This window comes from Lacrimispora amygdalina (genome assembly GCF_900205965.1).
GTDB classification, from domain to species: domain Bacteria; phylum Bacillota; class Clostridia; order Lachnospirales; family Lachnospiraceae; genus Lacrimispora; species Lacrimispora amygdalina_A.
The window spans coordinates 48,240-69,220 of the sequence record NZ_OAOF01000016.1 but is presented as its reverse complement, the minus strand read 5'-3'; the positions used below and the strand labels follow the sequence as shown (position 1 = coordinate 69,220).

Annotated in this window: 22 protein-coding genes; 17 read left to right on the top strand and 5 right to left on the bottom strand. The window is 43.0% G+C overall.

Annotated features, from left to right (window positions below; genetic code table 11):
- The first annotated feature begins 113 nt into the window (after window positions 1–113).
- A complete protein-coding gene (locus CRO04_RS19045; RefSeq protein WP_207654476.1) occupies window positions 114–881 on the top strand; it encodes a class I SAM-dependent DNA methyltransferase in 768 nt (255 codons plus the stop codon).
- On the top strand, window positions 874–1,752 hold the full coding sequence (hslO, locus tag CRO04_RS19040) for an Hsp33 family molecular chaperone HslO (RefSeq protein WP_097005828.1): 879 nt from the start codon (window positions 874–876) through the stop codon (window positions 1,750–1,752). Before CRO04_RS19045 ends, hslO begins: the two co-directional genes overlap by 8 nt.
- Window positions 1,753–1,866: 114 nt before the next feature.
- Here hslO and CRO04_RS19035 read toward each other — a convergent pair whose 3' ends face one another.
- On the bottom strand, window positions 1,867–2,064 hold the full coding sequence (locus CRO04_RS19035) for a cold shock domain-containing protein (protein WP_024295188.1): 198 nt from the start codon (window positions 2,062–2,064) through the stop codon (window positions 1,867–1,869).
- Window positions 2,065–2,276: 212 nt separating this feature from the next.
- Between CRO04_RS19035 and CRO04_RS19030 the strand changes: the two genes are divergently transcribed.
- Both CRO04_RS19030 and CRO04_RS19025 read left to right on the top strand, forming a co-directional pair.
- Window positions 2,277–2,822 carry a DUF5662 family protein gene (locus tag CRO04_RS19030; protein WP_097005827.1) on the top strand — a complete coding sequence of 182 codons (546 nt, stop codon included), beginning with the start codon at window positions 2,277–2,279 and terminating at the stop codon, window positions 2,820–2,822.
- 7 nt (window positions 2,823–2,829) lie between these two features.
- Window positions 2,830–3,639 (top strand): AraC family transcriptional regulator, encoded by an 810-nt coding sequence (locus CRO04_RS19025; protein ID WP_097005826.1) that lies wholly within the window; start codon window positions 2,830–2,832, stop codon window positions 3,637–3,639.
- A gap of 6 nt (window positions 3,640–3,645) precedes the next feature.
- Here the strand turns inward: CRO04_RS19025 and CRO04_RS19020 are convergent, their stop codons facing one another.
- On the bottom strand, window positions 3,646–4,743 hold the full coding sequence (locus CRO04_RS19020; protein WP_097005825.1) for a ribonuclease H-like domain-containing protein: 1,098 nt from the start codon (window positions 4,741–4,743) through the stop codon (window positions 3,646–3,648).
- 179 nt (window positions 4,744–4,922) lie between these two features.
- Between CRO04_RS19020 and ruvA the strand changes: the two genes are divergently transcribed.
- From ruvA to CRO04_RS18985, 7 genes are all read left to right on the top strand, one after another.
- Window positions 4,923–5,531 (top strand): Holliday junction branch migration protein RuvA, encoded by a 609-nt coding sequence (ruvA, locus tag CRO04_RS19015; RefSeq protein WP_097005824.1) that lies wholly within the window; start codon window positions 4,923–4,925, stop codon window positions 5,529–5,531.
- Window positions 5,532–5,553: 22 nt separating this feature from the next.
- Window positions 5,554–6,552: a Holliday junction branch migration DNA helicase RuvB gene (gene ruvB / locus CRO04_RS19010; protein WP_097005893.1), complete on the top strand. Its 999-nt coding sequence runs from the start codon at window positions 5,554–5,556 to the stop codon at window positions 6,550–6,552.
- Window positions 6,553–6,634: 82 nt separating this feature from the next.
- On the top strand, window positions 6,635–7,003 hold the full coding sequence (locus CRO04_RS19005; protein ID WP_097005823.1) for a cell division protein ZapA: 369 nt from the start codon (window positions 6,635–6,637) through the stop codon (window positions 7,001–7,003).
- Between the two features lie 29 nt (window positions 7,004–7,032).
- Entirely contained in the window at window positions 7,033–9,270 is a 2,238-nt protein-coding gene (locus CRO04_RS19000; protein ID WP_097005822.1) for a U32 family peptidase, read from the top strand.
- Between the two features lie 7 nt (window positions 9,271–9,277).
- Window positions 9,278–10,603, top strand: a complete 1,326-nt coding sequence (locus tag CRO04_RS18995; RefSeq protein WP_097005821.1) for an FtsW/RodA/SpoVE family cell cycle protein — start codon at window positions 9,278–9,280, stop codon at window positions 10,601–10,603.
- Window positions 10,572–12,017, top strand: a complete 1,446-nt coding sequence (locus CRO04_RS18990) for a penicillin-binding transpeptidase domain-containing protein (protein WP_097005820.1) — start codon at window positions 10,572–10,574, stop codon at window positions 12,015–12,017. The genes CRO04_RS18995 and CRO04_RS18990 overlap by 32 nt, the downstream gene beginning before the upstream one ends.
- Before the next feature lie 137 nt (window positions 12,018–12,154).
- Entirely contained in the window at window positions 12,155–12,607 is a 453-nt protein-coding gene (locus CRO04_RS18985) for an NUDIX hydrolase (protein ID WP_097005819.1), read from the top strand.
- Window positions 12,608–12,700: 93 nt separating this feature from the next.
- On the opposite strand, the gene CRO04_RS18980 is transcribed toward CRO04_RS18985, so the two are convergent.
- The gene (locus CRO04_RS18980; protein WP_097005818.1) at window positions 12,701–13,522 is read right to left on the bottom strand and encodes a CZB domain-containing protein; all 822 of its coding nucleotides are present in this window, start codon (window positions 13,520–13,522) and stop codon (window positions 12,701–12,703) included.
- A 181-nt stretch (window positions 13,523–13,703) separates the two neighbouring features.
- Here CRO04_RS18980 and CRO04_RS18975 point away from each other — a divergent pair, with 181 nt between their 5' ends.
- From CRO04_RS18975 to cysK, 5 genes are all read left to right on the top strand, one after another.
- Entirely contained in the window at window positions 13,704–14,201 is a 498-nt protein-coding gene (locus CRO04_RS18975; protein ID WP_097005817.1) for an appr-1-p processing, read from the top strand.
- Window positions 14,202–14,249: 48 nt separating this feature from the next.
- Complete coding sequence (locus tag CRO04_RS18970) at window positions 14,250–14,483, top strand: hypothetical protein (protein WP_097005816.1); 234 nt, start codon at window positions 14,250–14,252, stop codon at window positions 14,481–14,483.
- A 33-nt stretch (window positions 14,484–14,516) separates the two neighbouring features.
- Window positions 14,517–15,593, top strand: a complete 1,077-nt coding sequence (locus tag CRO04_RS18965) for a 5'-3' exonuclease (RefSeq protein ID WP_097005815.1) — start codon at window positions 14,517–14,519, stop codon at window positions 15,591–15,593.
- Between the two features lie 79 nt (window positions 15,594–15,672).
- Window positions 15,673–17,169: a carboxypeptidase M32 gene (locus tag CRO04_RS18960; protein WP_097005814.1), complete on the top strand. Its 1,497-nt coding sequence runs from the start codon at window positions 15,673–15,675 to the stop codon at window positions 17,167–17,169.
- Window positions 17,170–17,226: 57 nt separating this feature from the next.
- The gene (cysK, locus tag CRO04_RS18955; protein ID WP_097005813.1) at window positions 17,227–18,156 is read left to right on the top strand and encodes a cysteine synthase A; all 930 of its coding nucleotides are present in this window, start codon (window positions 17,227–17,229) and stop codon (window positions 18,154–18,156) included.
- 60 nt (window positions 18,157–18,216) lie between these two features.
- Here the strand turns inward: cysK and CRO04_RS18950 are convergent, their stop codons facing one another.
- A complete protein-coding gene (locus tag CRO04_RS18950) occupies window positions 18,217–19,041 on the bottom strand; it encodes a YihY/virulence factor BrkB family protein (protein WP_097005812.1) in 825 nt (274 codons plus the stop codon).
- 109 nt (window positions 19,042–19,150) lie between these two features.
- Between CRO04_RS18950 and CRO04_RS18945 the strand changes: the two genes are divergently transcribed.
- The gene (locus tag CRO04_RS18945; protein ID WP_207654475.1) at window positions 19,151–20,041 is read left to right on the top strand and encodes an SPL family radical SAM protein; all 891 of its coding nucleotides are present in this window, start codon (window positions 19,151–19,153) and stop codon (window positions 20,039–20,041) included.
- On the opposite strand, the gene CRO04_RS18940 is transcribed toward CRO04_RS18945, so the two are convergent.
- Window positions 20,042–20,923: a LysR family transcriptional regulator gene (locus CRO04_RS18940; protein ID WP_097005811.1), complete on the bottom strand. Its 882-nt coding sequence runs from the start codon at window positions 20,921–20,923 to the stop codon at window positions 20,042–20,044.
- Window positions 20,924–20,981: the final 58 nt, after the last annotated feature.

Sequence of the window (20,981 nt, the reverse complement as noted above, 5' to 3'; positions counted from 1 at the left end):
ACCGGATGCTGCTTTTGCAGTAAGACAATGAGACAGGAAAGCAGGTACCTCTTTGAGGCTACCTGCTTTGTTTTCCCTATGGAAAAAAGTTGTTAAAAAGAAAGGAAAACTGAGTGGAAGCGTATACAAATTTTGCAGAGGTCTACGATTTGTTTATGGACAATATCCCATACGAAGACTGGTGCAGCTATGTGACCGGTCTTTTAAAGGAATATGGGGCCAGAGAGGGTCTGCTTCTGGATCTGGGCTGCGGAACGGGAAGTCTGACAGAACTTCTGGCAGATGCAGGTTACGACATGATAGGAGTGGATAATTCCGAAGATATGCTTCAGATCGCCATGGATAAGAGAACAGAATCTGGTAAGGATATTCTTTATCTCATGCAGGATATGAGAGAGTTTGAGCTTTACGGAACTGTGAAAGCGGTTATAAGTATCTGCGACTGTATCAATTATCTTCTGGATTACAAAGATCTGGTGAAGGTTTTTGGTCTGGTAAATAATTATCTTGATCCTGGCGGTGTGTTTATATTTGATCTAAATACTGTCTATAAATATGAGAGGGTGATGGGGGATACTACCATTGCAGAGGACAGGGAGGAATGCAGCTTTATCTGGGATAACTATTACGATGGGGATACGAAACTTAACGAATATGATCTTTCCCTGTTTATCCGGGAGGAAGAGGATCTCTATCGGAAATATACGGAAACCCATTACCAGAGAGCTTATACCATCGATGAGATTAAAAAAGCGTTAGAAGAGGCCGGTATGGAATTTTTAGAAGCATATGATGCTTTTACCAGGGAACCGGTGAAGGATACCAGTGAACGGATTTATCTGATTGCAAGAGAGCATGGAAAGGAGTACAATCATGGCTGATTATATTGTGAGAGCAACAGCGGGAGATCATCAGATCCGGGCATTTGCGGCGACTACCAGAGATCTGGTGGAATATGCAAGGCAGGCCCATAATACAAGTCCTGTGGCAACGGCTGCGTTAGGAAGACTGTTAACGGCAGGCGGTATGATGGGGATTATGATGAAGGGAGAAGAGGATTTACTGACAATTAAGATCCAGGGAAGCGGTCCTATAGAAGGGTTGACGGTAACTGCCGATTCCAAAGGAAATGTAAAGGGATATGCGTATAATCCAGGTGTTATGCTGCCCCCCAATGAGTTTGGAAAGCTGGATGTAGGCGGAGCGGTTGGAGAGGGTGTTTTAAGTGTGATACAGGATATCGGACTGAAAGAGCCTTATGTAGGACAGACGATTTTAGTAGGCGGAGAGATTGCTGAAGATCTTACTTATTATTATGCCAACTCGGAGCAAACCCCGTCTTCTGTGGCTCTTGGGGTTCTGATGAACAAAGATAATACGGTCAAACAGGCAGGGGGCTTTATCATACAGCTTCTTCCGGGCGCATCTGAAGAGATGATTGATCTTTTGGAGAAAAGACTGGGTGAGATTCATTCAGTTACATCCCTTCTGGAAGAGGGGAAAACTCCGGAGATGATACTGACTCATATATTAGGAGGACTTGGCCTGGAGATATTGGAGCAGACTCCTGTTAAATTCACCTGTAACTGCGATAAAACCAGAGTGGAAAAAGCCCTGATCAGTATCGGCAGAACAGAACTGGAAGATATGATTGAGGAAGGAAAGAGCATTGAAGTAAACTGCCATTTCTGTAACAAAAATTACGAATTCACAGTTGAAGATTTAAAAGATTTATATGAGAAAGCGAAATAAATAAACATGTGAAGAACATCAAAAAGAGCCATCTTCGGATGGCTCTAATCGTAATCATGTGAAACAATATAACTTCTTCCTATATTGAAAAAAGGTACACTGATAAGTCAATGATTATATTTTGATAACGTTTGTAGCCTGAGGACCCTTTGCTCCGTCTACTACATCGAACTCTACAGCAGCGCCTTCATCTAAAGATTTGAAACCATCCATGTTGAGACCTGAGTAGTGAACAAATACATCGTTACCCTGTTCGTCGGAAATAAATCCGTAACCCTTTTGGTTGTTAAACCACTTAACTGTACCTTTCATTATGATACCTCCAAAACGACTAAAAATTGTACTGTTACAGGATATCTGTAACTTCCCTAAGAATAGCATAAAATGGGTAAGGTGTCAAACATTTTCCACCATAAAAAACAAGAATTCTCTAAAAAAAATGAAACCGAAAAATATGTGGTAAAATCACTGGTAATTATGATAAAATGGGTGAAGATTTTACATTGGGACAAGAAGGGATAAATATGAAATTTAGAAATTTTTGGGGGCATTTTTGCACCATTCACATACACAAATACCGGGTCATGAAAAACTGCTTTCGGGTAGGACTGATTAAACAGGGGCTGCTCCATGATTTATCCAAATACAGTCCGGAGGAATTTTTTGCTGGTGTCTTATATTATCAGGGAAACAGAAGCCCCAATGCGGCGGAGATAGAGGAAAAGGGCTTCTCAAAGGCTTGGCTGCATCACAAGGGGAGGAATAAGCATCACAGCGAATACTGGATTGATTTTTCCATGGATCCTTCAAAGGGAATGATTGGTTATAAAATGCCTCTCAACTATGTGGTGGAGATGGTCATGGACCGGATTGCGGCATCAAAAACCTATAAAGGCAGGGAATATACGGATGCATCACCATGGGAATATTATGTGCAGGGAAAAGCATATATGATTATTGCGCCTGAGACTGAAGCGCTTCTGGAAGAGCTCCTTTTGATGTTAAAGGATGAGGGCGAGAGAAATACCTTTTCCTATATCAGAGAACTGTTAAAAAAAGGGGATTATTAAAAGAATTATGGAATTTCTAATCAGCAGGACAAAGCGTTCTTATGAATTTAATATGGTGAAAAGTCACTGGCATCCTTACTATGAACTGTTTTACCTGGTGTCAGGGCATTGTAAGATATTCATCAATCATACCTTATATTATGTAGAGCCTGGTGATATGATATTCCTCTCTCCGGGTGAGATTCACAGGACAACCTATCACTCCAGCCCGGTCCATGAAAGGATCACTCTGAGTTTTGATAAGGAATACTTAACGGATATGACAGAAAGCTGCGGCGGTCAGCTGACGGACGCTCTCTTTGAAAATTCCAGGATTTGTGTGCCGGCAGGGAGCAGACCGTATGCAGAAGAACTGATTCAGAAGATGGCATATGAAGGTGCCGGTCAGGACGGATATTCTCCTATGATGAAGAAAAATTATCTCTACGAGCTGTTAGTTTTTCTCAACAGGTGTCAGGGAGCTAAGACAGACGCTGTGAAGATGGAGGTGGCGGAGAAGGCAATCGAGGATGCTGCGGAATACATCTACCATAATTTTGAAGCACCGGTGACTCTTAATGAGGTGGCAGAGCGGATTCATATGAGTCCTGCCTATTTTTCAAGGAAATTCAAAGCTGTCACAGGATTCGGTTTTAAAGAATATCTGACCAATATCCGCATTCGGGAAGCGGCATTTCTGCTGCTTAATACGGATAAATCCGTTACAGATATTGCAGTGGAATGCGGGTTCGGAGACGGAAATTATTTTGGAGATGCCTTTAAAAAGATTAAAGGTGTATCTCCAAGGGATTTCCGGAAAATGAGGGGTATTTTATAATCGGATTCAGGAAGAGGACAGTTGATCCAGCAGATGCCGGATATAGCTCTGGAGCGTATCCGGATTCTGAAAGAACTCCGGATCATAAGAAAAATAAGTGATTTTATCTTTCTTCTGATTTTGAAGAGCCGGTGTCCATAAGGGCGAGAACTGAGGTACATAACAGCCGGTTTGCCGGATATAACAGTTTTTTGCGGTGGCTTTCACTCTTGCTTCTTTATCAACATATTCGGCTACGCTTTTATGAATGGCCCTGTCTTCATAGATTAGGTAATAGTAATTTTTATAATCCGGATAAAAGTATTTCAGTTCACCTTCGTATAAGTCGATGATAAGAGTCAGTTCTCTTCCTGCAGCCTTTGCCGTGATCAAGGAATTGGATTTTGAAAAGCCTGCGGGTATCGTAAAATCATTCTCAAGATTAAGCTGGAGAAGATGCTGCTTTCGTCCGAACAAGTCCGGACTGCTAATCAGTGACTGACCGGTCAGGGTAAAGCGGCTCCCCAGGAAATCCGGATAGCTGAGTATTGGCAGAATCAGGGGCATGCCTTTTAAATCATCCTCATTATGTAGTATTAGTAAATCAAAGAGAAACTTCTCCCTGGAAATCAAGTAATCCTTATAAACCTCAATCAGCTGTCCGCCGGAATAAAGATCCTTCCGTTCCACACCTAAGAATGCTTCGATGGCTTTCTGCTTCATGCTTAAAAGACTGAGGAGGTTCCGGTACGGGCGGATTTTTTTGTATATGTCCAGGCTTTCAACACCAGAAAAATCATACTTAAGCCCGTAGGCATGGCAGCGTTTTAAAAGATAGGGAATATCAAACCCATCTCCGTTAAAATGAATAACCTTTTTATAGTCTTTAAGAAATTCAAAGAATGTTATAAGAAGCTCCCTTTCCGAATCCAAAGTGTCGGCAAACCACTGGATCAGATTCCAGATTCCGTCTTTGTAACAGACACAGCCGATTAAATACAGCGTGGAATATTCTCCGGAAAAGCCGGTTGTTTCAATATCAAAAAACAGAATCTCTTCCCGGCTGCCCAGACGGTCAAGCGGATAGGTTTCTTCGAATGGTATATGTTTTTGAAGCGTTATCATCTGCGGTTTCATCCTTTCTTTTCACTGAATATTATATCCAAAGCTTTCCGGTTCGTCAACGCACTACAGAATATTTGTTCGATCAATTGCTTGCATATCAACTGGCAGTATGCTATGATTAATGTCAAAGTAATGCTTAACAGATGTAATCGTAAGGTTTAAAAAGGAGAACTGAAGAAGTGATTTCTTTCGTAAAAGGCCCCGTGGCCGAGATGACAGAAGATTCCGTTGTGATTGAGTGCGGAAACGTTGGATATGAGATTTTTGTTCCTGTATCTGTAATTGGGAAGCTTCCGGGTATTGGCAGGGAAGTTAAGCTGTATACCTACTTTCAGGTAAGAGAGGATGCCATGTGTCTGTACGGCTTTTTGAGCCGGCAGGATTTAACGATGTTTAAGCAGTTAATCAGTGTGAATGGAATCGGTCCCAAAGGAGCACTTGGAATTCTTTCTGCCATGGAACCGGATGATTTAAAGAGAGCAGTTATTTCAGGAGATGCCAAGGCCATATCCAGAGCGCCCGGTGTTGGTGCCAAGACTGCACAGAGAATCATTCTGGACTTAAAAGATAAGATTGATATGGCAGATCTTATTCCTTCTTCATTTAAAGAGGCAGGAAATGATCTTCCGAAAGAGGACGGGGTAACGGGCGAAGCAGTCGATGCGCTTACGGCACTTGGATATTCACCTGCAGAAGCCGGACGCGCGGTACGCCAGGTAGAGATAACAGACACGATGTCAGTGGAGGATGTTTTAAAGGCTTCCTTAAAACACCTGGCATTTATATAGAATATAACAGGGTATGGCAAAGATGGAGCGTAGAATAATAACCACAGAATTAACAGAAGAGGATAAGAAGATTGAACCGAATCTAAGGCCCAGAAGCCTGAATGAATATATCGGACAGGAAAAGATCCGGTTGAATCTGAAAGTTTATATTGAAGCGGCGAAGGCCAGAGGTGAATCACTGGACCATGTGCTTTTTTACGGTCCTCCAGGACTGGGAAAGACTACTCTTTCCGGCATTATTGCCAATGAGATGGGTGTGAACATGAAAGTAACTTCCGGTCCCGCCATAGAAAAGCCTGGTGAGATGGCTGCTATTTTAAATAACTTACAGGAAGGCGATGTCCTTTTTGTTGATGAGATTCACCGATTGAACCGGCAGGTAGAAGAAGTGCTCTATCCGGCTATGGAGGACTTTGCCATTGATATTATGCTGGGTAAGGAATCCGCAGCCAGATCGATTCGTCTGGACCTTCCAAAGTTTACCCTTGTGGGAGCAACCACAAGAGCCGGGCTTTTAACAGCCCCTCTCAGGGACCGGTTCGGTGTCGTGCAGAAGCTGGAATTTTACACACCGGAAGAACTGAAGATTATAGTATCCCGTTCGGCAGAGGTCCTGGGGGTTGAAATTGAGGAAGAGGGTGCACAAGAGATTGCCAAGCGTTCCAGAGGAACCCCCAGGCTGGCAAACCGCCTGTTAAAAAGAGTCCGGGATTTTGCGCAGGTCAAGTACCATGGCATTATAACCAAGGAAGTGGCTGATTTTGCTCTGGATATCCTGGATGTGGATAAATTCGGACTGGATTACAATGACCGCGCAATACTGTCCACGGTTATTGAGAAATTTGCCGGCGGGCCCGTGGGGCTTGATACCCTTGCTGCGGCCCTGGGGGAGGATGCGGGCACGTTGGAAGATGTGTATGAACCATATCTTTTAATGAACGGATTTTTAAACCGTACCTCCCGGGGGCGCGTTGCAACCGAAAGAGCCTATGGGCATCTTGGAATCTCTTTGGAGCCTTAGCTGCCTGAATTTTAGAACTTTCCTAACTGTGTAAAGTATGATATAGTAAAGAAAGAGCAAATGATAGCAGGGAGAGAACAACATGAATTCCAAACACTATACAGAAGTTTTGATAGATGGCAAGATCTATGCCCTTGGCGGCAGTGAAGAAGAAGGCTATATTCAGCGTCTTGCCAGTTACATCAATGAGATGATCATAACTTTAAAACGTCGGGAAGGATTCACGAAGCAGAGTGCTGAATACCAGAACGTTATGATAGAGTTAAATATGGCAGATGATTACTTCAAAGCAAGAGAGCAGATTGCCAGACTGGAACAGCAGAAAGCGGAGATGGAAAAGGAAACCTACAGTTTAAAGCATGAGCTGGTTGCAACTCAGATGAAGCTGGAGGCAGTGAAGACTGAACTGGCAGGAATCAGGAATTCGTCCGGTTCCGACAGGAATGAATAAGGCAGGAGGGGGTATTTCATGGATGTTCCATGACCTCCTCCTTTTTATCAATCAGAATATCCATAGGGAAAATTTTGGAGGCAGAAGTGAAAAATACAGTTGAGATCCTTGCTCCGGCAGGCTCGTTTGAAAGTATGAAGGCAGCAGTCGCCGCAGGTGCGGATGCAGTTTATATAGGAGGAAGCAGGTTCGGTGCCAGGGCATTTGCAGAGAATCCCGGAGAGGACAAGCTTTTGGAGGCCATTGATTATGTTCACCTTCACGGCAGAAAACTCTATTTAACGGTCAATACTCTTATGAAAGAACAGGAGATGAAGGAGCTTTTTTACTATTTGCTTCCTTATTATAAACGGGGACTGGACGCGGTTATCGTACAGGATCTGGGAGCTTTGGCATTAATCAGGGAACAGTTTCCGGACCTTCCCATTCATGCCAGTACGCAGATGACGATTACGGGAGTTCATGGTGCCCGGCTGTTAAAAGACCTTGGTGCAGAGCGGGTGGTTACCGCAAGGGAATTATCTTTAGATGAGATCCGGCAGATCAAAGACCAGGTTGATGTGGAAATCGAAAGCTTTGTCCATGGGGCTCTTTGTTACTGCTATTCGGGCCAGTGCCTTTTCAGCAGTCTAATCGGAGGACGTAGCGGAAACCGGGGAAGATGTGCACAGACCTGCCGACTGCCTTTTGATGTGAGAGATGGCGGTAAGCCCCTCGGCAAAAAAGATGAACGGTACTGCTTAAGCTTAAAGGATCTATGCACACTGGATCTGATCCCTGATATTATGGAAGCAGGTGTATATTCCATGAAGATCGAGGGCAGAATGAAGAGTCCCCGTTATACGGCGGGCGTGGTTCATATTTACAGAAAATATACAGATCTTTATTTGAAAAAAGGCAGAGAAGGATATCGGGTAGAGGAAGAGGACCGGAGGATACTTCTCGATTTATTTGACAGAGGTGGACAGACTGACGGATATTATAAGAACCATAATGGCAGGGATATGATAGTCTGGAAGGAAAAACCTTCGTTCAGAGAGGGCAACAGTCAGCTGTTTGACCTGCTTGACCGGGAATATGTGGAAAAACAGTTAAAAGTACCGGTTACAGGAAATGTTTTTCTTACAGAAGGCAAGAATGCCTCACTCAGCCTTCAGTCTCAGAAATACCGTGTTTTAATTGAAGGAGATATGGTGCTGGCGGCCCAGAATCAGCCCATGTCAGAAGAAAAGGTATTAAAGCAGCTGAATAAAACAGGAAATACGCCATTTCTTTTTGAACGACTCACGGCAGAGATACAAGGGAATGTCTTTCTTCCGGTCCAGGCTCTTAATGATTTAAGGCGCAGAGGTCTGCAAGCGCTGGAAGCAGAGATACTTCATGAATACACAAGGGAATACAGAAAATCGGATCATCCTGAAATGCAGAAAAGTATCACCAATACGCGGTCATCTGGTGCTTCACATCTGACTGTTTCCTTAGAGAAACCGGAGTGCTTTGACGCAGCCGTTCATAACCCCGATGTGGACCGGGTCTATGTTGATGCAGCACATTTTGAACCCCAACGGTGGAACCATTATGTTAAAGCCTGCCATGACAGAGACAAGGAATGTCTTCTTACAATGCCTCATATTTTCCGCATGGAGGCACAGCGCTTTTTTGACCGCAATCTGTCATACCTTCAAAAAGCAGGATTTGACGGATTCTTAATCCGCTCCATGGAAGAACCTGGATATTTAAAAAAAGCCGGCATACCAGGAAAGCTGGTTTTTGATTTCGGAATGTATGGCATGAACCGAAGGGCGCAAAAGATGCTTCTGGATCTTGGTGCGGACGAGATTACCTGGCCTGTTGAATTAAACAGCCGGGAACTGGAAAAACTAGTAATTCCGGGTGAACTTTTAGTTTACGGACGTCTTCCTATGATGGTAACGGCCCAGTGCCTTCATCAGGGAATGAAACAATGTGATCACACGCCGGTATTATTAAACTTAAAAGACCGTATGGGAAAAGAATTCCCCGTGAAAAACCATTGTACATTCTGTTACAATTCCATTTATAACTCAGCGCCTCTTTCCCTTTTGGGTTACAGTGATGCCGTGGGTGCCTTATCCCCCGCCTCATTAAGGCTTCAGTTTACAACCGAAAGTGCTGCAGAGACTGATAAAATCATACAAGTTTTTGCAGATGAATTCTTAAACGGTAAAAAAGCAGGAGCGATTCTGACGGACTTTACAAGGGGACATTTTAAGCGCGGTATAGAGTAGGTGATTTATGATTAATCTGATAGTAGATGTATCAAGATATTTCATGATACTGCTGATTGCTATATACACATATTTAAATTTTCGTTATTTTTCTTTTCAGGACGAAAAGAAGAAAAACAGTATCTGCAGAAGGCAGAACATTTTTATGTTTCTGATTCATCTCCTGGCCTATGGTATTATCTGGCTGGAGATGAAAGATGAGCGTATGCTGGTCTTTTATGCGGCACAGGTACTGTTCTTTTTGGGGTACCTGTTTTTATACCGCCTGTTTTACAGGAGCTTGTCAAAGCTGCTGGTTAACAATATGTGTCTGCTCTTGGCAATCGGTTTTATTATGCTTACCAGACTTTCTTTTGACCGGGCTGTAAAACAGTTTACCATTGTTGCGGCAGCGGCAGCAGTTACCTTCATCATTCCTTTTGTTATCGACAGAGCATGGCAGCTTAGCAGAATACCATGGGTTTATGGGTTTGCAGGAGTAATCCTTCTTGGTATTGTATGTGTTGCAGGAACCAACAGCTACGGAGCGCAGCTTTCCATCGGAATGGCTGGATTTTCTTTTCAGCCTTCTGAATTCGTAAAGATCAGCTACGTATTTTTTATAGCAGCCATGTTTTACAGGTCTGTCAGCTTTCCAACGATTCTTGCAGTCAGCGGTGTTTCGGCACTTCATGTTCTGATACTTGTGCTTTCCAGGGATTTAGGAAGTGCACTTATTTTCTTTATTACCTATGTGTTTATGCTTTTTATAGCAACCGGCAAATGGAGATATCTGCTTGGAGGTGCAGCGGGAGGTGTGCTGGCGTCTGTGCTGGCATTTCACCTGTTTGATCATGTAAAGACAAGAGTTGCAGCCTGGTTAAACCCGTGGTCCGATATTGCAGGAAAAGGATATCAGATCAGTCAGTCCCTGTTTGCCATTGGTACAGGCGGCTGGCTGGGCATGGGGCTATACAGAGGGATGCCTAGAAAAATACCGGTAGTAGAAAAAGACTTTATTTTCTCGGCGATTTCAGAAGAACTGGGAGGGATATTCGCCCTCTGTGTCCTGTTAATCTGCCTTGGCTGCTTTCTTCAGTTTATGATGGTGGCAGGAAGTATGCAGGCCTTGTTTTATAAGCTCATCGCCTTTGGTCTGGGGATGATCTACGCAATTCAGGTGTTTTTAACAATAGGAGGAGTCACGAAATTTATCCCATCTACCGGAGTCACCCTTCCCTTTGTCAGTTATGGAGGAAGTTCGGCAGCCAGCACTTTTATTATTTTTGGTATCATTCAGGGACTTTATATTCTCAAACGCAATGAAGAGGAAGAGGGCAGGTATGAAAGCTAATGCAAATCCCAAAGCAAATCATCAGATCTTAATACTGACCTATGGGGTTGTCCTGTTATTTATAGGTCTGGCGGCTTACTATGGATATTTTCTTCAGGTGAAGAGCGAAAGCGTAATCAACAATTCCTATAATGCCAGACTGGACAGCTTTGCTGACCGGGTAGTACGCGGTGAGATTATCAGCAGTGACGGACAGATCCTTGCCCGGACGGACGTGGATGGGGAAGGACATGAGACAAGAGTCTATCCTTATGACTCCCTGTTTGCCCATGCAGTGGGATATTCGGTAAATGGAAAGACCGGTCTTGAGGCCCAGGCTAATTTCTATCTGTTAACCAGCCATGTCAATATTCTGGAACAGATTATTAATGAGTTATATGCCAGAAAAAGCCAGGGAGATAACGTGGTGACCACTCTGGATGTGGAGCTTCAGAAAAAAGCATATGAAGCTCTTGGTAAAAGAAATGGGGCAGTTGTTGTCATGGAGCCTGATACAGGGAAGATTCTTGCCATGGTTTCAAAACCTGATTATAATCCAAACACCCTGTTAAATGACTGGAACAATCTGGTTGCAGACGAGAATACATCAGGTCAGCTTTTAAACCGTGCAACCCAGGGGCTTTATCCGCCGGGATCCACGTTTAAGATTATTACGGCGCTGGAATACATCAGGGAGAATCCCGAGACTTATAAGGATTACACCTTTGATTGTGACGGTATTTATGAAAATGGTGATTATGCCATCAAATGCTATCACGAAACTGCCCATGGGCATCAGAATTTTACCCAGGCATTTGCAAATTCCTGTAACGGAGCCTTTGCAGGGCTTGGGCTTGTGATGGATTTGAACAGATTAAAAAATACAACCCGTCAGATGCTGTTTGGTACAGATCTATCCCTTCCTTTTCCCGCTAACAGAAGTTCTTATATTATGGAACCGGGAGCAGATATCTGGCAGATCCTTCAGACTGCCATTGGTCAGGGGCAGACTCAGATCACGCCTCTTCATAATGCCATGATAACCTGTGCCATTGCCAATGGGGGAACTTTGATGAAGCCGTATCTGATTGATCATGTGGAGAATGCAGGCGGAGATGTTATTAAAAAGTTTGTTCCACAGACTTATGAAACCATCATGACTGCACAAGAATCAGCCAGTCTGACAGAACTGATGAGAGCGGTAGTTACGGAAGGGACTGGTTCTGCCATTCGCACGGATGCCTATACGGCAGCGGGGAAGACCGGATCAGCAGAATTTGATAAAAATAAAGAGACGCATGCATGGTTTGTCGGATTTGCTCCGGCAGAGCATCCGAAGATCGCAGTCAGCGTGATTGTAGAAGAGGGCGGGTCTGGAGGAAAGGCTGCTGCCCCTATCGCCAGGTCGCTATTTGATTTATATTTTTCCAGATAAGGGAAGATTTCAGCCCATTCTTTCGGCGATTACACACTTGCATATCATTATAAAAAGAGGTATACTAGAGCCAGTCTGTGAGACACACCAAAATCGGGATCCGGCTGGGTCCGCGGTTTCACTCTGGAGGAATTGCAATGATAGAAGCAACGAGTTGTGGCGGTGTGGTTATTTTTCGAGGTAAAATTCTGGTTTTATATAAGAATTACAAAAACAAGTATGAAGGTTGGGTTTTGCCAAAGGGAACAGTAGAAGCGGGTGAAGAGTATAAAGAGACGGCACTTCGGGAAGTGAAAGAAGAGACCGGAGTAAGTGCGTCCATTATCAAGTACATTGGTAAGAGTCAGTATTCTTTTAATACGCCTCAGGATATGGTGGAAAAGGATGTATACTGGTATCTCATGATGGCCGACAGCTATTACAGTAAACCACAGCGGGAAGAATATTTTATTGATTCAGGATACTATAAGTTCCATGAAGCGTATCATCTTCTGAAGTTTTCCAATGAAAAGCAGATTTTGGAAAAAGCATACAATGAATATCTGGATCTGAAGAAGAGCAACCTTTGGGGAAATAAAAAGTATTTCTGAAGAAAGTCAGAGCCAGTTTCCTGACCGTTAAAAAGCCGGAAAAGCTTCTGCCAAAACTTTTCCGGCTTTTTACTATTACAGACATTAAAATTGTTAAAACATAGATTCCAGATCCTTAAATTTAGCAAGGAGTGTTTCCGGGTTAAGCTCAAAGATGAGTCCTTTCTGTTTTTCACTTTCCATAACCCGTCCCAAATAGGAACAATGGTTTATCATGGGGTCCTCGTGCCGCTTAGAAATCACTTCAAGATCTTCTACGGCTACGATTTCATCAACTACGATTCCCCACTGGATTTCATCTAAGATAAGAACCATTTCCTTGTATATCGTAGAACGGAACAGGTCCTTTGTCTGGTCCAGGAGTTTTAATATGACAGGCATACATTCATCTTTAGCACACGCTAAAACTTTACGAAGGCATTCGGACTCCTGGCAGTTCTGGCAGTCTCTTTTACAGTTATCAGCCTCCTCGGCTGCTTTGTGAAGCTTTTCATGAGGCTCTTCGATTTTTTTTAAATGGTTGGTTACTGCCGTATTATCTGTGGTAAAATGATCGTACCATTTTCCCAGGGCACACTGGTGGGGATCCCGGGCGAGGTTGAAGGAACCGCCATCTTTGATAAAACGCTCCAATTCGCTGACCCAGTTAATATGATCCTGCTTTCTCGCATCAATCATCAGTTCAAAGTCTCTGCATTCTTCAGATATGGGCTTTAAACCAAATGTAATGCGTAAATCCATCATATTAATGACTTTGTCCCGGTACTTAAACATTCCGGTGATGTTGGCAGGTGCGGCGGGAATGGTGCTGTATTCCGGCAGCTGTAAAATTGTGGATATGTACTTGCTGTTTATGCAGTATAAGGAGCCTGCAATTTTAAAAATAATATAGGGACATTTGATTTCTTTTTCCATTCTCTTTCGGTCCTTACCTTTTTTATTTGCTGTTAATGTTTATTATAAATCTTATTTCCCTATACTTCAACGGGTTTTTGGAAAATATATGTCAAAACTTAAGGAATGTACTATGAATAACTGGAAAATCAGGGTATAATGAGTTAGGATATCTGATTAGATAAGCTTGGAGGAGAAAATTATGCTAAAGTATTACGACGGAGATATCTTTATGTCTGATGCAGATATTGTCTGCCATCAGGTAAATTGTCAGGGAGTATTTGAACGCGGTTTGGAAGGTCAAATTAAAAAAATATTTCCGGAAGTAGAAAAGACATACAGAATTATTACGAAACAGTGGCAGGAACAGGCGGGCGGTATTACCTCCGGTTTATTAGGGAGAGTATCTGCGCAGCCGGTTGAATTAAATGGCAGATGGTTTCTGATTGCTAATCTGTATGGACAGGATAAATACGGGAAAGACGGAATTTATACAGATTATAAAGCACTTACACAGGCCGTCACAGAGATCCGTGATTTTGTGGATGTCAGAGGCAAACTGGAGAAGGTGGCATTTCCGTATGGAATGGGCTGCAAGAATGCAGGCGGTGACTGGAATAAAGTGGAAGAAATTATAAATAACTGCTTTTTGGATTACCAGGGCGAAGTTCAGATCTGGAAGAATGACTCTGGTCAATAAAAACCGGAACAGTTATTTAGTCAGCAACAATTATTGGGAGGAACGAATATGGCAAAAGTCAGCTCTTTAAGCCGCAGTATCACTGCTTTTTATGTGGAATGGAGTGCACTCAACCACTACTTATCGTCTTATGAATGTGATAGAAATGGTCTGCCCTATATTGGATTTTCAGACCCCCGTGTTCAAAAACTGTGGAAGGGATTATCCACTCAGGAGCGTAGAGAAATTATGAAGCGGCTGGGCACAAAAAATGAAACAGAATTACAAAATTATTTTACGTAATTTTGAAAGGAACGAAAAAGATTGGAGTTATAGATGTCAGAAAAAAGATTTGTAGTTATAGATGGTTCTTCCATGCTGTCAACCTGCTATTATGCGGTTTTGCCGAGAGAAATCGTGTTTGCCAGGACAGATGAGGAAAAGATGAAGCATTATGACAAAATTCTTCATGCCAAGGATGGAACATATACCAATGCTATTTTCGGCATGCTTAAGATGGTGGTTTCACTTATGAAGAAGCAGCAGCCGGACCACATCGCCTTTGTTTTTGATAAAACAAGAGACACCTTTCGAAGAGAACTGTATTCCCAGTATAAGGGTACAAGAGGAGCCACACCGGAACCTTTAAAGGAACAGTTTGCACTCATGGAGCGTATTCTGGAAGAAGTTGGATTTAAAGTCCTCTGCTGTAATCAGTATGAGGCGGATGACTATGCAGGAAGTCTTGTCATGAAATTCAGAGAGCAGATCCCTATGGTGGTTTTGACAAAGGACCACGATTATCTTCAGCTGGTAAATGATGAATACAATGTCCGCGCATGGATGGTTCAGTCCCGCCAGGAGAAGGCGGACGAGCTGTATCAGAAATATTATTCTTTTTACGGTATGAGGAAAGAAGAGATCAATCTGCCGGAAAAAGTATTTGAATACACCTCTGATACGGTCCTTCGTGAGGAGGGCGTGCTGCCGGAGCAGATCCCGGATTTAAAAGGGATACAAGGCGACGCTTCCGACAATATTCCTGGTGTTAAGGGTGTCAGCAGTGCTGCCCCTATATTGCTGAGGGAGTATAAAACCGTAGAGCGCATCTATGATGTCATACATGAAGCGGAAGCAGATAAAAAGAGGTTAAAGGATCTTCAGGACTTCTGGAAAAATGATCTGGGTATTACCAGATCTCCATATAAAGCCATGACTAAGACAAGTGAGGAAGAACTATGCGGTGAGAAGGCTGCACGATTGTCTAAAACTCTTGCTGCCATGAAAACAGATATTGCTCTTGATTTTCAATTGGAGGATTTTAACGCCTCCTCTTATAATGAGGAAGCGGTCAGGGAATGGCTGATTCGCCTTGATATAAAAGAAACCTCAATTTTTGGCAGCGCAAAGTAAATTCTTAGCGGTATTATTTGGGTGGCTTTGGAGACAATGATACAGAATTCCGATTTTTTATGAAGGAGAAAGAATAAATATGAATAAAATATATGAAAACTTGTCTTCAATATTAGAAAAAACAATGGCACTGCAGACGGCTCTTATACTTTTTGAGTGGGATAATGAAACACTGGCTCCCGAAGAATCCGGATCCTATACAGCCAGAGTGATTGGTGCACTGACAGAAGAGTACTATGGATTTATGACAGGCGATGAGATGGGAGAAGCAATTGCAGCATGCGAACAGGAATCGGAATTGTCTGATATCCAGAAGGCAGTACTTCAGGGGGCAAAGGAAGCCAGAGAAGAACTGATCTGTATACCAAAGGCAGAATACAGAGAAAATGCCCAGCTGATTGCCGAAGCAGCAAGAGTCTGGTCAAAGGCGAAGAAGAATGAGGATTATGAGTATTTCCTGCCTACATTGGAGAAGGTTATTCATTTCAAGAAGAAATTTGCATCCTATCGGAAAAAGGATGGTCAGAAGCTGTACGATGTTCTCCTCGCCGAATACGAAAAGGGATTTGAGACAGAACTTTTGGATGAGTTTTTCGGCAGACTGAAGGAAGAACTTGTACCGCTGCTCCAGGAGATCAGAGAACATGGAAAAGAAATCGATGATTCCTTTCTTATCGGTGGCTATCCAAAAGAAAAGCAGGAAGAGATGGCACGGTTCCTTGCAGAATACGTAGGATTTAATTTTGAGAAGGGTGTATTGTCAGAGAGTGCTCACCCTTTTACTACCAATCTTCATAACCATGATGTTCGTATAACTACCAGCTACCACGATAAGATGGATAGTTCTATGTTTTCTGTGATCCACGAGAGCGGTCACGGAATTTACGAGTTAGGCATATCAGATGAGATAACCCAGACACCGGTTGGACAGGGAACCTCTATGGGTATGCATGAGTCACAGTCCAGATTTTATGAGAATTTAATCGGGCGGAATCCAAATTTCTGGAATCCTATTTATAACAGATTAACGGAGCTTTATCCCGACAGGCTGAAACCTGTTTCTATAGAACAATTTATGGAAGCAATTAATAAAGTGGATCCTGGATTTATTCGTACAGAAGCAGATGAACTGACTTACAGCCTTCATATTATGATCCGGTATGAACTTGAGAAGATGATAATAGAAGAAGACGTGGATCTTAAAAAATTACCGGAAATCTGGGCTGATAAATATGAGGAATATTTAGGAATCCGGCCGAAGAATGTTTCAGAAGGAATTCTTCAGGATATCCACTGGTCCCAGGGATTGTTCGGATATTTCCCATCCTATGCCCTGGGGAATGCATTTGGAGCACAGCTGTATTTCCATATGAAAAAGGAGATGGATTTTGATGGCCTTTTAAGAGATGGCAAGCTGGACGTGATCAAAGAATATTTAAGAAGCCATATTCATCAATATGGTAAGATGAAGACAAGCCGTGAGTTAATAAAAGCAGCAACTGGAGAGGAATTTACACCGGAATACTTCATCGATTACCTGAAAGAGAAGTACCGTAAGCTTTATGATTTATCATAATATTAATTGCCTGCAGATAAAATGAAATCAGGAAACGAGTAAGAAAAGAGGTTCATTATGGAAAATATTAAAAAAAGTGCCGGGGAACTGATTGGCAAAACTCCTTTGCTGGAACTTACCAATTATGAGAAGAAACACGGACTTAAGGCATCTGTCATTGCAAAACTGGAATATTTTAACCCGGCTGGCAGCGTAAAAGACAGAGCAGCACTGTCCATGATTGAGGATGGAGAAAAAAGCGGCAGAATAAAGCCTGGAGCCACCATCATTGAACCTACATCCGGGAATACCGGTATTGGAATCGCCAGTATCGCTGCCATGAAAGGGTATCGTGCTATTCTCACCATGCCTGAAACCATGAGCGTGGAACGAAGGAATCTTTTAAAAGCATATGGAGCAGAGATTGTACTTACCGAAGGAACAAAAGGGATGAAAGGCGCAATTGATAAAGCTGAAGAGCTGCAAAAAGAGATCGAAGGTTCCGTAATTTTAGGGCAGTTTGAGAATCCGGCCAATCCAGCAATACATCGGGAAACCACAGGACCTGAAATCTGGGCAGATACCGATGGAAAGGTTGATGTATTTGTGGCAGGAATTGGAACGGGTGGCACCATAACCGGAGTCGGGGAATATTTAAAAAGTAAGAATCCTGAAATCCGGATTATCGGAGTGGAACCAGCAGGATCTCCCATTCTTTCCGGAGGAAAGCCGGGACCTCATGGACTCCAGGGAATTGGAGCTGGTTTCGTTCCTGATATACTAAACACAGAGATATATGATGAAATCATTCCTGTAGAGAATCAGGAAGCTTATGAGACGGGCAAAGAGATCGCACAGACGGAAGGGATCCTTGTGGGGATATCCTCTGCCGCAGCTGTATGGGCGGCCAGACAAGCTGCAAAACGGCCGGAATTCGAAGGGAAAAGAATCATCGTGCTGCTTCCGGATACAGGAGACAGATATTTATCTACGCCGCTGTTTTCTTAAAATCAGATGGCGGACAAAGAAGACCAGGGATCGTTTAAGGATCTCTGGTCTTCCGCTTGGTTATTCGTTCCTGTTTTCGGAATAATAGTAATTGATCTCAGCTCCGAAAAACAGAATGCAGATGCAGGAATACAGCCACAGCATGATGAGAACAATGGCAGTCAGGCTGCCGTACATCACGGAATAATTGCTGAAATTGCTAAAGTAAATAGAAAAGGCAAAGGAGAAGGCGATCCACCCCAGTGTGGAAAAGACGGCTCCTGGCAGCTGTCTGGTAAAATGCTGCTTTTTTTCGGGTACATAGGTATAAAGCATGGCAAAACATAAGGTAAGAATAAATAAGAGCAGAGTACGGAAACTGATGACATGCTGGGTAATCTCAGCCAGAATGGGAAAATGGTGATTCATAAAAGCCTGTATGGAGCTGCCCAGTACAAGAAGTACAAGTGTCAGGGTACAGATTATTATAAACACAACCGTATAACCGGCACATACCACCCGGGTCATGAAATACCCCCGCTTTTTCTCCTGTCCGAAAACCCGGTTTAATCCCCGTTCAATGCTCAGCATCCCCTTTGAAGCGGACCAGATCGCGGCAATGGCGGTTACAGATAATATTGCTGCAGGTGACTGGGTATAGAGATCTTCAATAACAGTAACGATAACGCTGTCAATCTCCAGCCTGCTGGGGATTACCGTGACCAGAAGCTGCAGTAAATTTGCCTTTGTAATAGAAGGAATAAACTGAATCATAGCAAGTAACAGCATCATAAATGGAAAAGCTGCAATTATGGTAAAGTATGAAGCCTGTGCTGCATAGACAGTCATTTCATCTTTCGTATATTTGTCATGTATCTGTTTGCAGCGCAATAAAAAACGAATCATAATGAACGCTTCCCTTCTTATCTCGTATAAGCATATTATCATGGCACTTAGAAAATATCAAGGGATTCCCTGTTCAGTGAAAAAAAGTATAAAAAAAGGGAGAATTATCATGGAATACATCCCGGCAAAAACGATTGTAACAAAAACAAAAACATCCGATTGGTTTGGGATTGATTATAATATGAATATATACAGAGGCTGCAGCCATGGCTGTATTTACTGTGACAGCCGTTCAGACTGTTACAGAATTGATCATTTTGATACCGTGCGTGTCAAGGAGGATGCACTTCGGATCATACGGGATGATCTGAGGAGAAAAGTCAAAACAGGAGTGGTGGGAACCGGAGCAATGAGTGATCCATACAATCCACTGGAAAATGAACTTAAGCTTACCAGACATGCCCTGGAATTGATTGATGCCTTTGGTTTTGGGGCAGCTATTGCTACAAAGAGTACTTTGCTTCAAAGGGATATTGATATATTGAAAAGTATAGCAGATCATTCTCCTGTTATTCTAAAGGTTACGGTTACTACAAGTGATGATAATCTGGCGTCTAAAATTGAACCAAGGGTATCCAGACCTTCCGACCGGCTGTCGCTGATTGCGGCCCTTAAGGATCAGGGGCTGTTTGCAGGCATCCTTCTTATGCCTGTCCTCCCATTTCTGGAGGACCATGAGGACAATATCCGTTCTATCATAACTGCAGCCAAAGAAGCCGGCGCTGATTTTATCTATCCGGCTTTTGGTGTCACGCTGCGCAGCAATCAGAGAGAATGGTATTATGACCGGTTAAGAGAGCTGTTCCCGGGAGAAAACCTGGCAGAGCAGTATATGAAACGTTATGGTAATAATTACCAGTGCACCAGTCCAGGTGCACGTAAATTATGGCAGGTGTTTTCTGAGGAGTGCAGCCGAAACCGGATCCTTTATAAAATGCCGGATATTATCCACGCGTACAAGAAAAAATACCAGATTACCCAGTTGAGCCTTTTTGATTAGTCAACGGGACTGATTGCCAAAACTGGTTACAAATTCCCTGGCTATGTTTGAGACATAGCCATTTTTTTTGTACACAGCGGCTATCTGGGTAACGGTGTCGGAAGAATCTATTTCCCGGAACAAGAGATTTTCCTGCCCCAGGGTGAGACTGATGGATTGCGGTACCAGAGCAATTCCCATTCCTGCTTTTGCCCATTGAAGACAGGTTCTTGCATCGTCATTCCTGCAGAAGATATCTGGTTTGATTCCGCTGTTTTGAAATGCAAGGGAAATAATGGAATCAAATCTGCGGTAATAAATTAATGGCTTCCCCTTTAACTCTGTAAGACTTACCTTGTTTCCTGTAAACTCCGGGAAAAATACGGGATTTCCCACCGCCATAATGGGTTCCTTCTTACCGTAGACACATTCCAGACCCTCCGGATTAAAAGGTGTCCGTATAATGGAACACTCTACAAGTCCATTTTTCATTTTTTCCAGGAGTTCATAGGTATTGCCTTCTGTCACTTCAAACCGCACACCTGGGTGAGCTGATGTGAAGTCCTTTAAAAAATCCAGAAGTACCGTTCCGGATGAAGAAATGGTCCCCAGTTTCAGCACACCTCTGGCAGAAGATGGAAAATGCTTTAAATCATCTGATACAGCGCCCATCATGGATAGAATATCTTTTGCCTTGAAATATAAATATGTGCCTGCTTCTGTAAGCTCTGCCTTTTTCGATCTGCGCTCAAGAAGCTTCACTCCCATCTCCTCCTCCAGAAGCATAATCTGCTTGCTTAAAGGAGGCTGGGATATTCCCAGTTTTTTTGCAGCTGCAGTAAAGCTCCCGGTCTCTGAAACGACGGTGAAATAATATAACTGTTTTGAATTAATTGGATTCATCTGGTACATCCTCTATTCTATCTGATTTCATTTTATACTTGTATTATTATATCAAAAT

Bases quoted from the DNA above. Each gene is read 5' to 3' on its own strand.
- CRO04_RS19020 (WP_097005825.1), bottom strand. From the start codon at position 4,743: ATGATAACGCTTCAAAAACATATACCATTCGAAGAAACCTATCCGCTT.
- CRO04_RS18985 (WP_097005819.1), top strand. From the start codon at position 12,155: ATGATAGAAGCAACGAGTTGTGGCGGTGTGGTTATTTTTCGAGGTAAA.
- CRO04_RS18975 (WP_097005817.1), top strand. From the start codon at position 13,704: ATGCTAAAGTATTACGACGGAGATATCTTTATGTCTGATGCAGATATT.
- CRO04_RS18970 (WP_097005816.1), top strand. From the start codon at position 14,250: ATGGCAAAAGTCAGCTCTTTAAGCCGCAGTATCACTGCTTTTTATGTG.
- hslO (WP_097005828.1), top strand. From the start codon at position 874: ATGGCTGATTATATTGTGAGAGCAACAGCGGGAGATCATCAGATCCGG.
- CRO04_RS18995 (WP_097005821.1), top strand. From the start codon at position 9,278: ATGATTAATCTGATAGTAGATGTATCAAGATATTTCATGATACTGCTG.
- CRO04_RS19030 (WP_097005827.1), top strand. From the start codon at position 2,277: ATGAAATTTAGAAATTTTTGGGGGCATTTTTGCACCATTCACATACAC.
- CRO04_RS18990 (WP_097005820.1), top strand. From the start codon at position 10,572: ATGAAGAGGAAGAGGGCAGGTATGAAAGCTAATGCAAATCCCAAAGCA.
- CRO04_RS19035 (WP_024295188.1), bottom strand. From the start codon at position 2,064: ATGAAAGGTACAGTTAAGTGGTTTAACAACCAAAAGGGTTACGGATTT.
- ruvB (WP_097005893.1), top strand. From the start codon at position 5,554: ATGGAGCGTAGAATAATAACCACAGAATTAACAGAAGAGGATAAGAAG.
- CRO04_RS18960 (WP_097005814.1), top strand. From the start codon at position 15,673: ATGAATAAAATATATGAAAACTTGTCTTCAATATTAGAAAAAACAATG.
- CRO04_RS19000 (WP_097005822.1), top strand. From the start codon at position 7,033: ATGACCTCCTCCTTTTTATCAATCAGAATATCCATAGGGAAAATTTTG.
- CRO04_RS19005 (WP_097005823.1), top strand. From the start codon at position 6,635: ATGAATTCCAAACACTATACAGAAGTTTTGATAGATGGCAAGATCTAT.
- CRO04_RS18945 (WP_207654475.1), top strand. From the start codon at position 19,151: ATGGAATACATCCCGGCAAAAACGATTGTAACAAAAACAAAAACATCC.
- CRO04_RS19025 (WP_097005826.1), top strand. From the start codon at position 2,830: ATGGAATTTCTAATCAGCAGGACAAAGCGTTCTTATGAATTTAATATG.
- cysK (WP_097005813.1), top strand. From the start codon at position 17,227: ATGGAAAATATTAAAAAAAGTGCCGGGGAACTGATTGGCAAAACTCCT.
- CRO04_RS18940 (WP_097005811.1), bottom strand. From the start codon at position 20,923: ATGAATCCAATTAATTCAAAACAGTTATATTATTTCACCGTCGTTTCA.
- CRO04_RS18980 (WP_097005818.1), bottom strand. From the start codon at position 13,522: ATGGAAAAAGAAATCAAATGTCCCTATATTATTTTTAAAATTGCAGGC.
- CRO04_RS18950 (WP_097005812.1), bottom strand. From the start codon at position 19,041: ATGATTCGTTTTTTATTGCGCTGCAAACAGATACATGACAAATATACG.
- CRO04_RS18965 (WP_097005815.1), top strand. From the start codon at position 14,517: ATGTCAGAAAAAAGATTTGTAGTTATAGATGGTTCTTCCATGCTGTCA.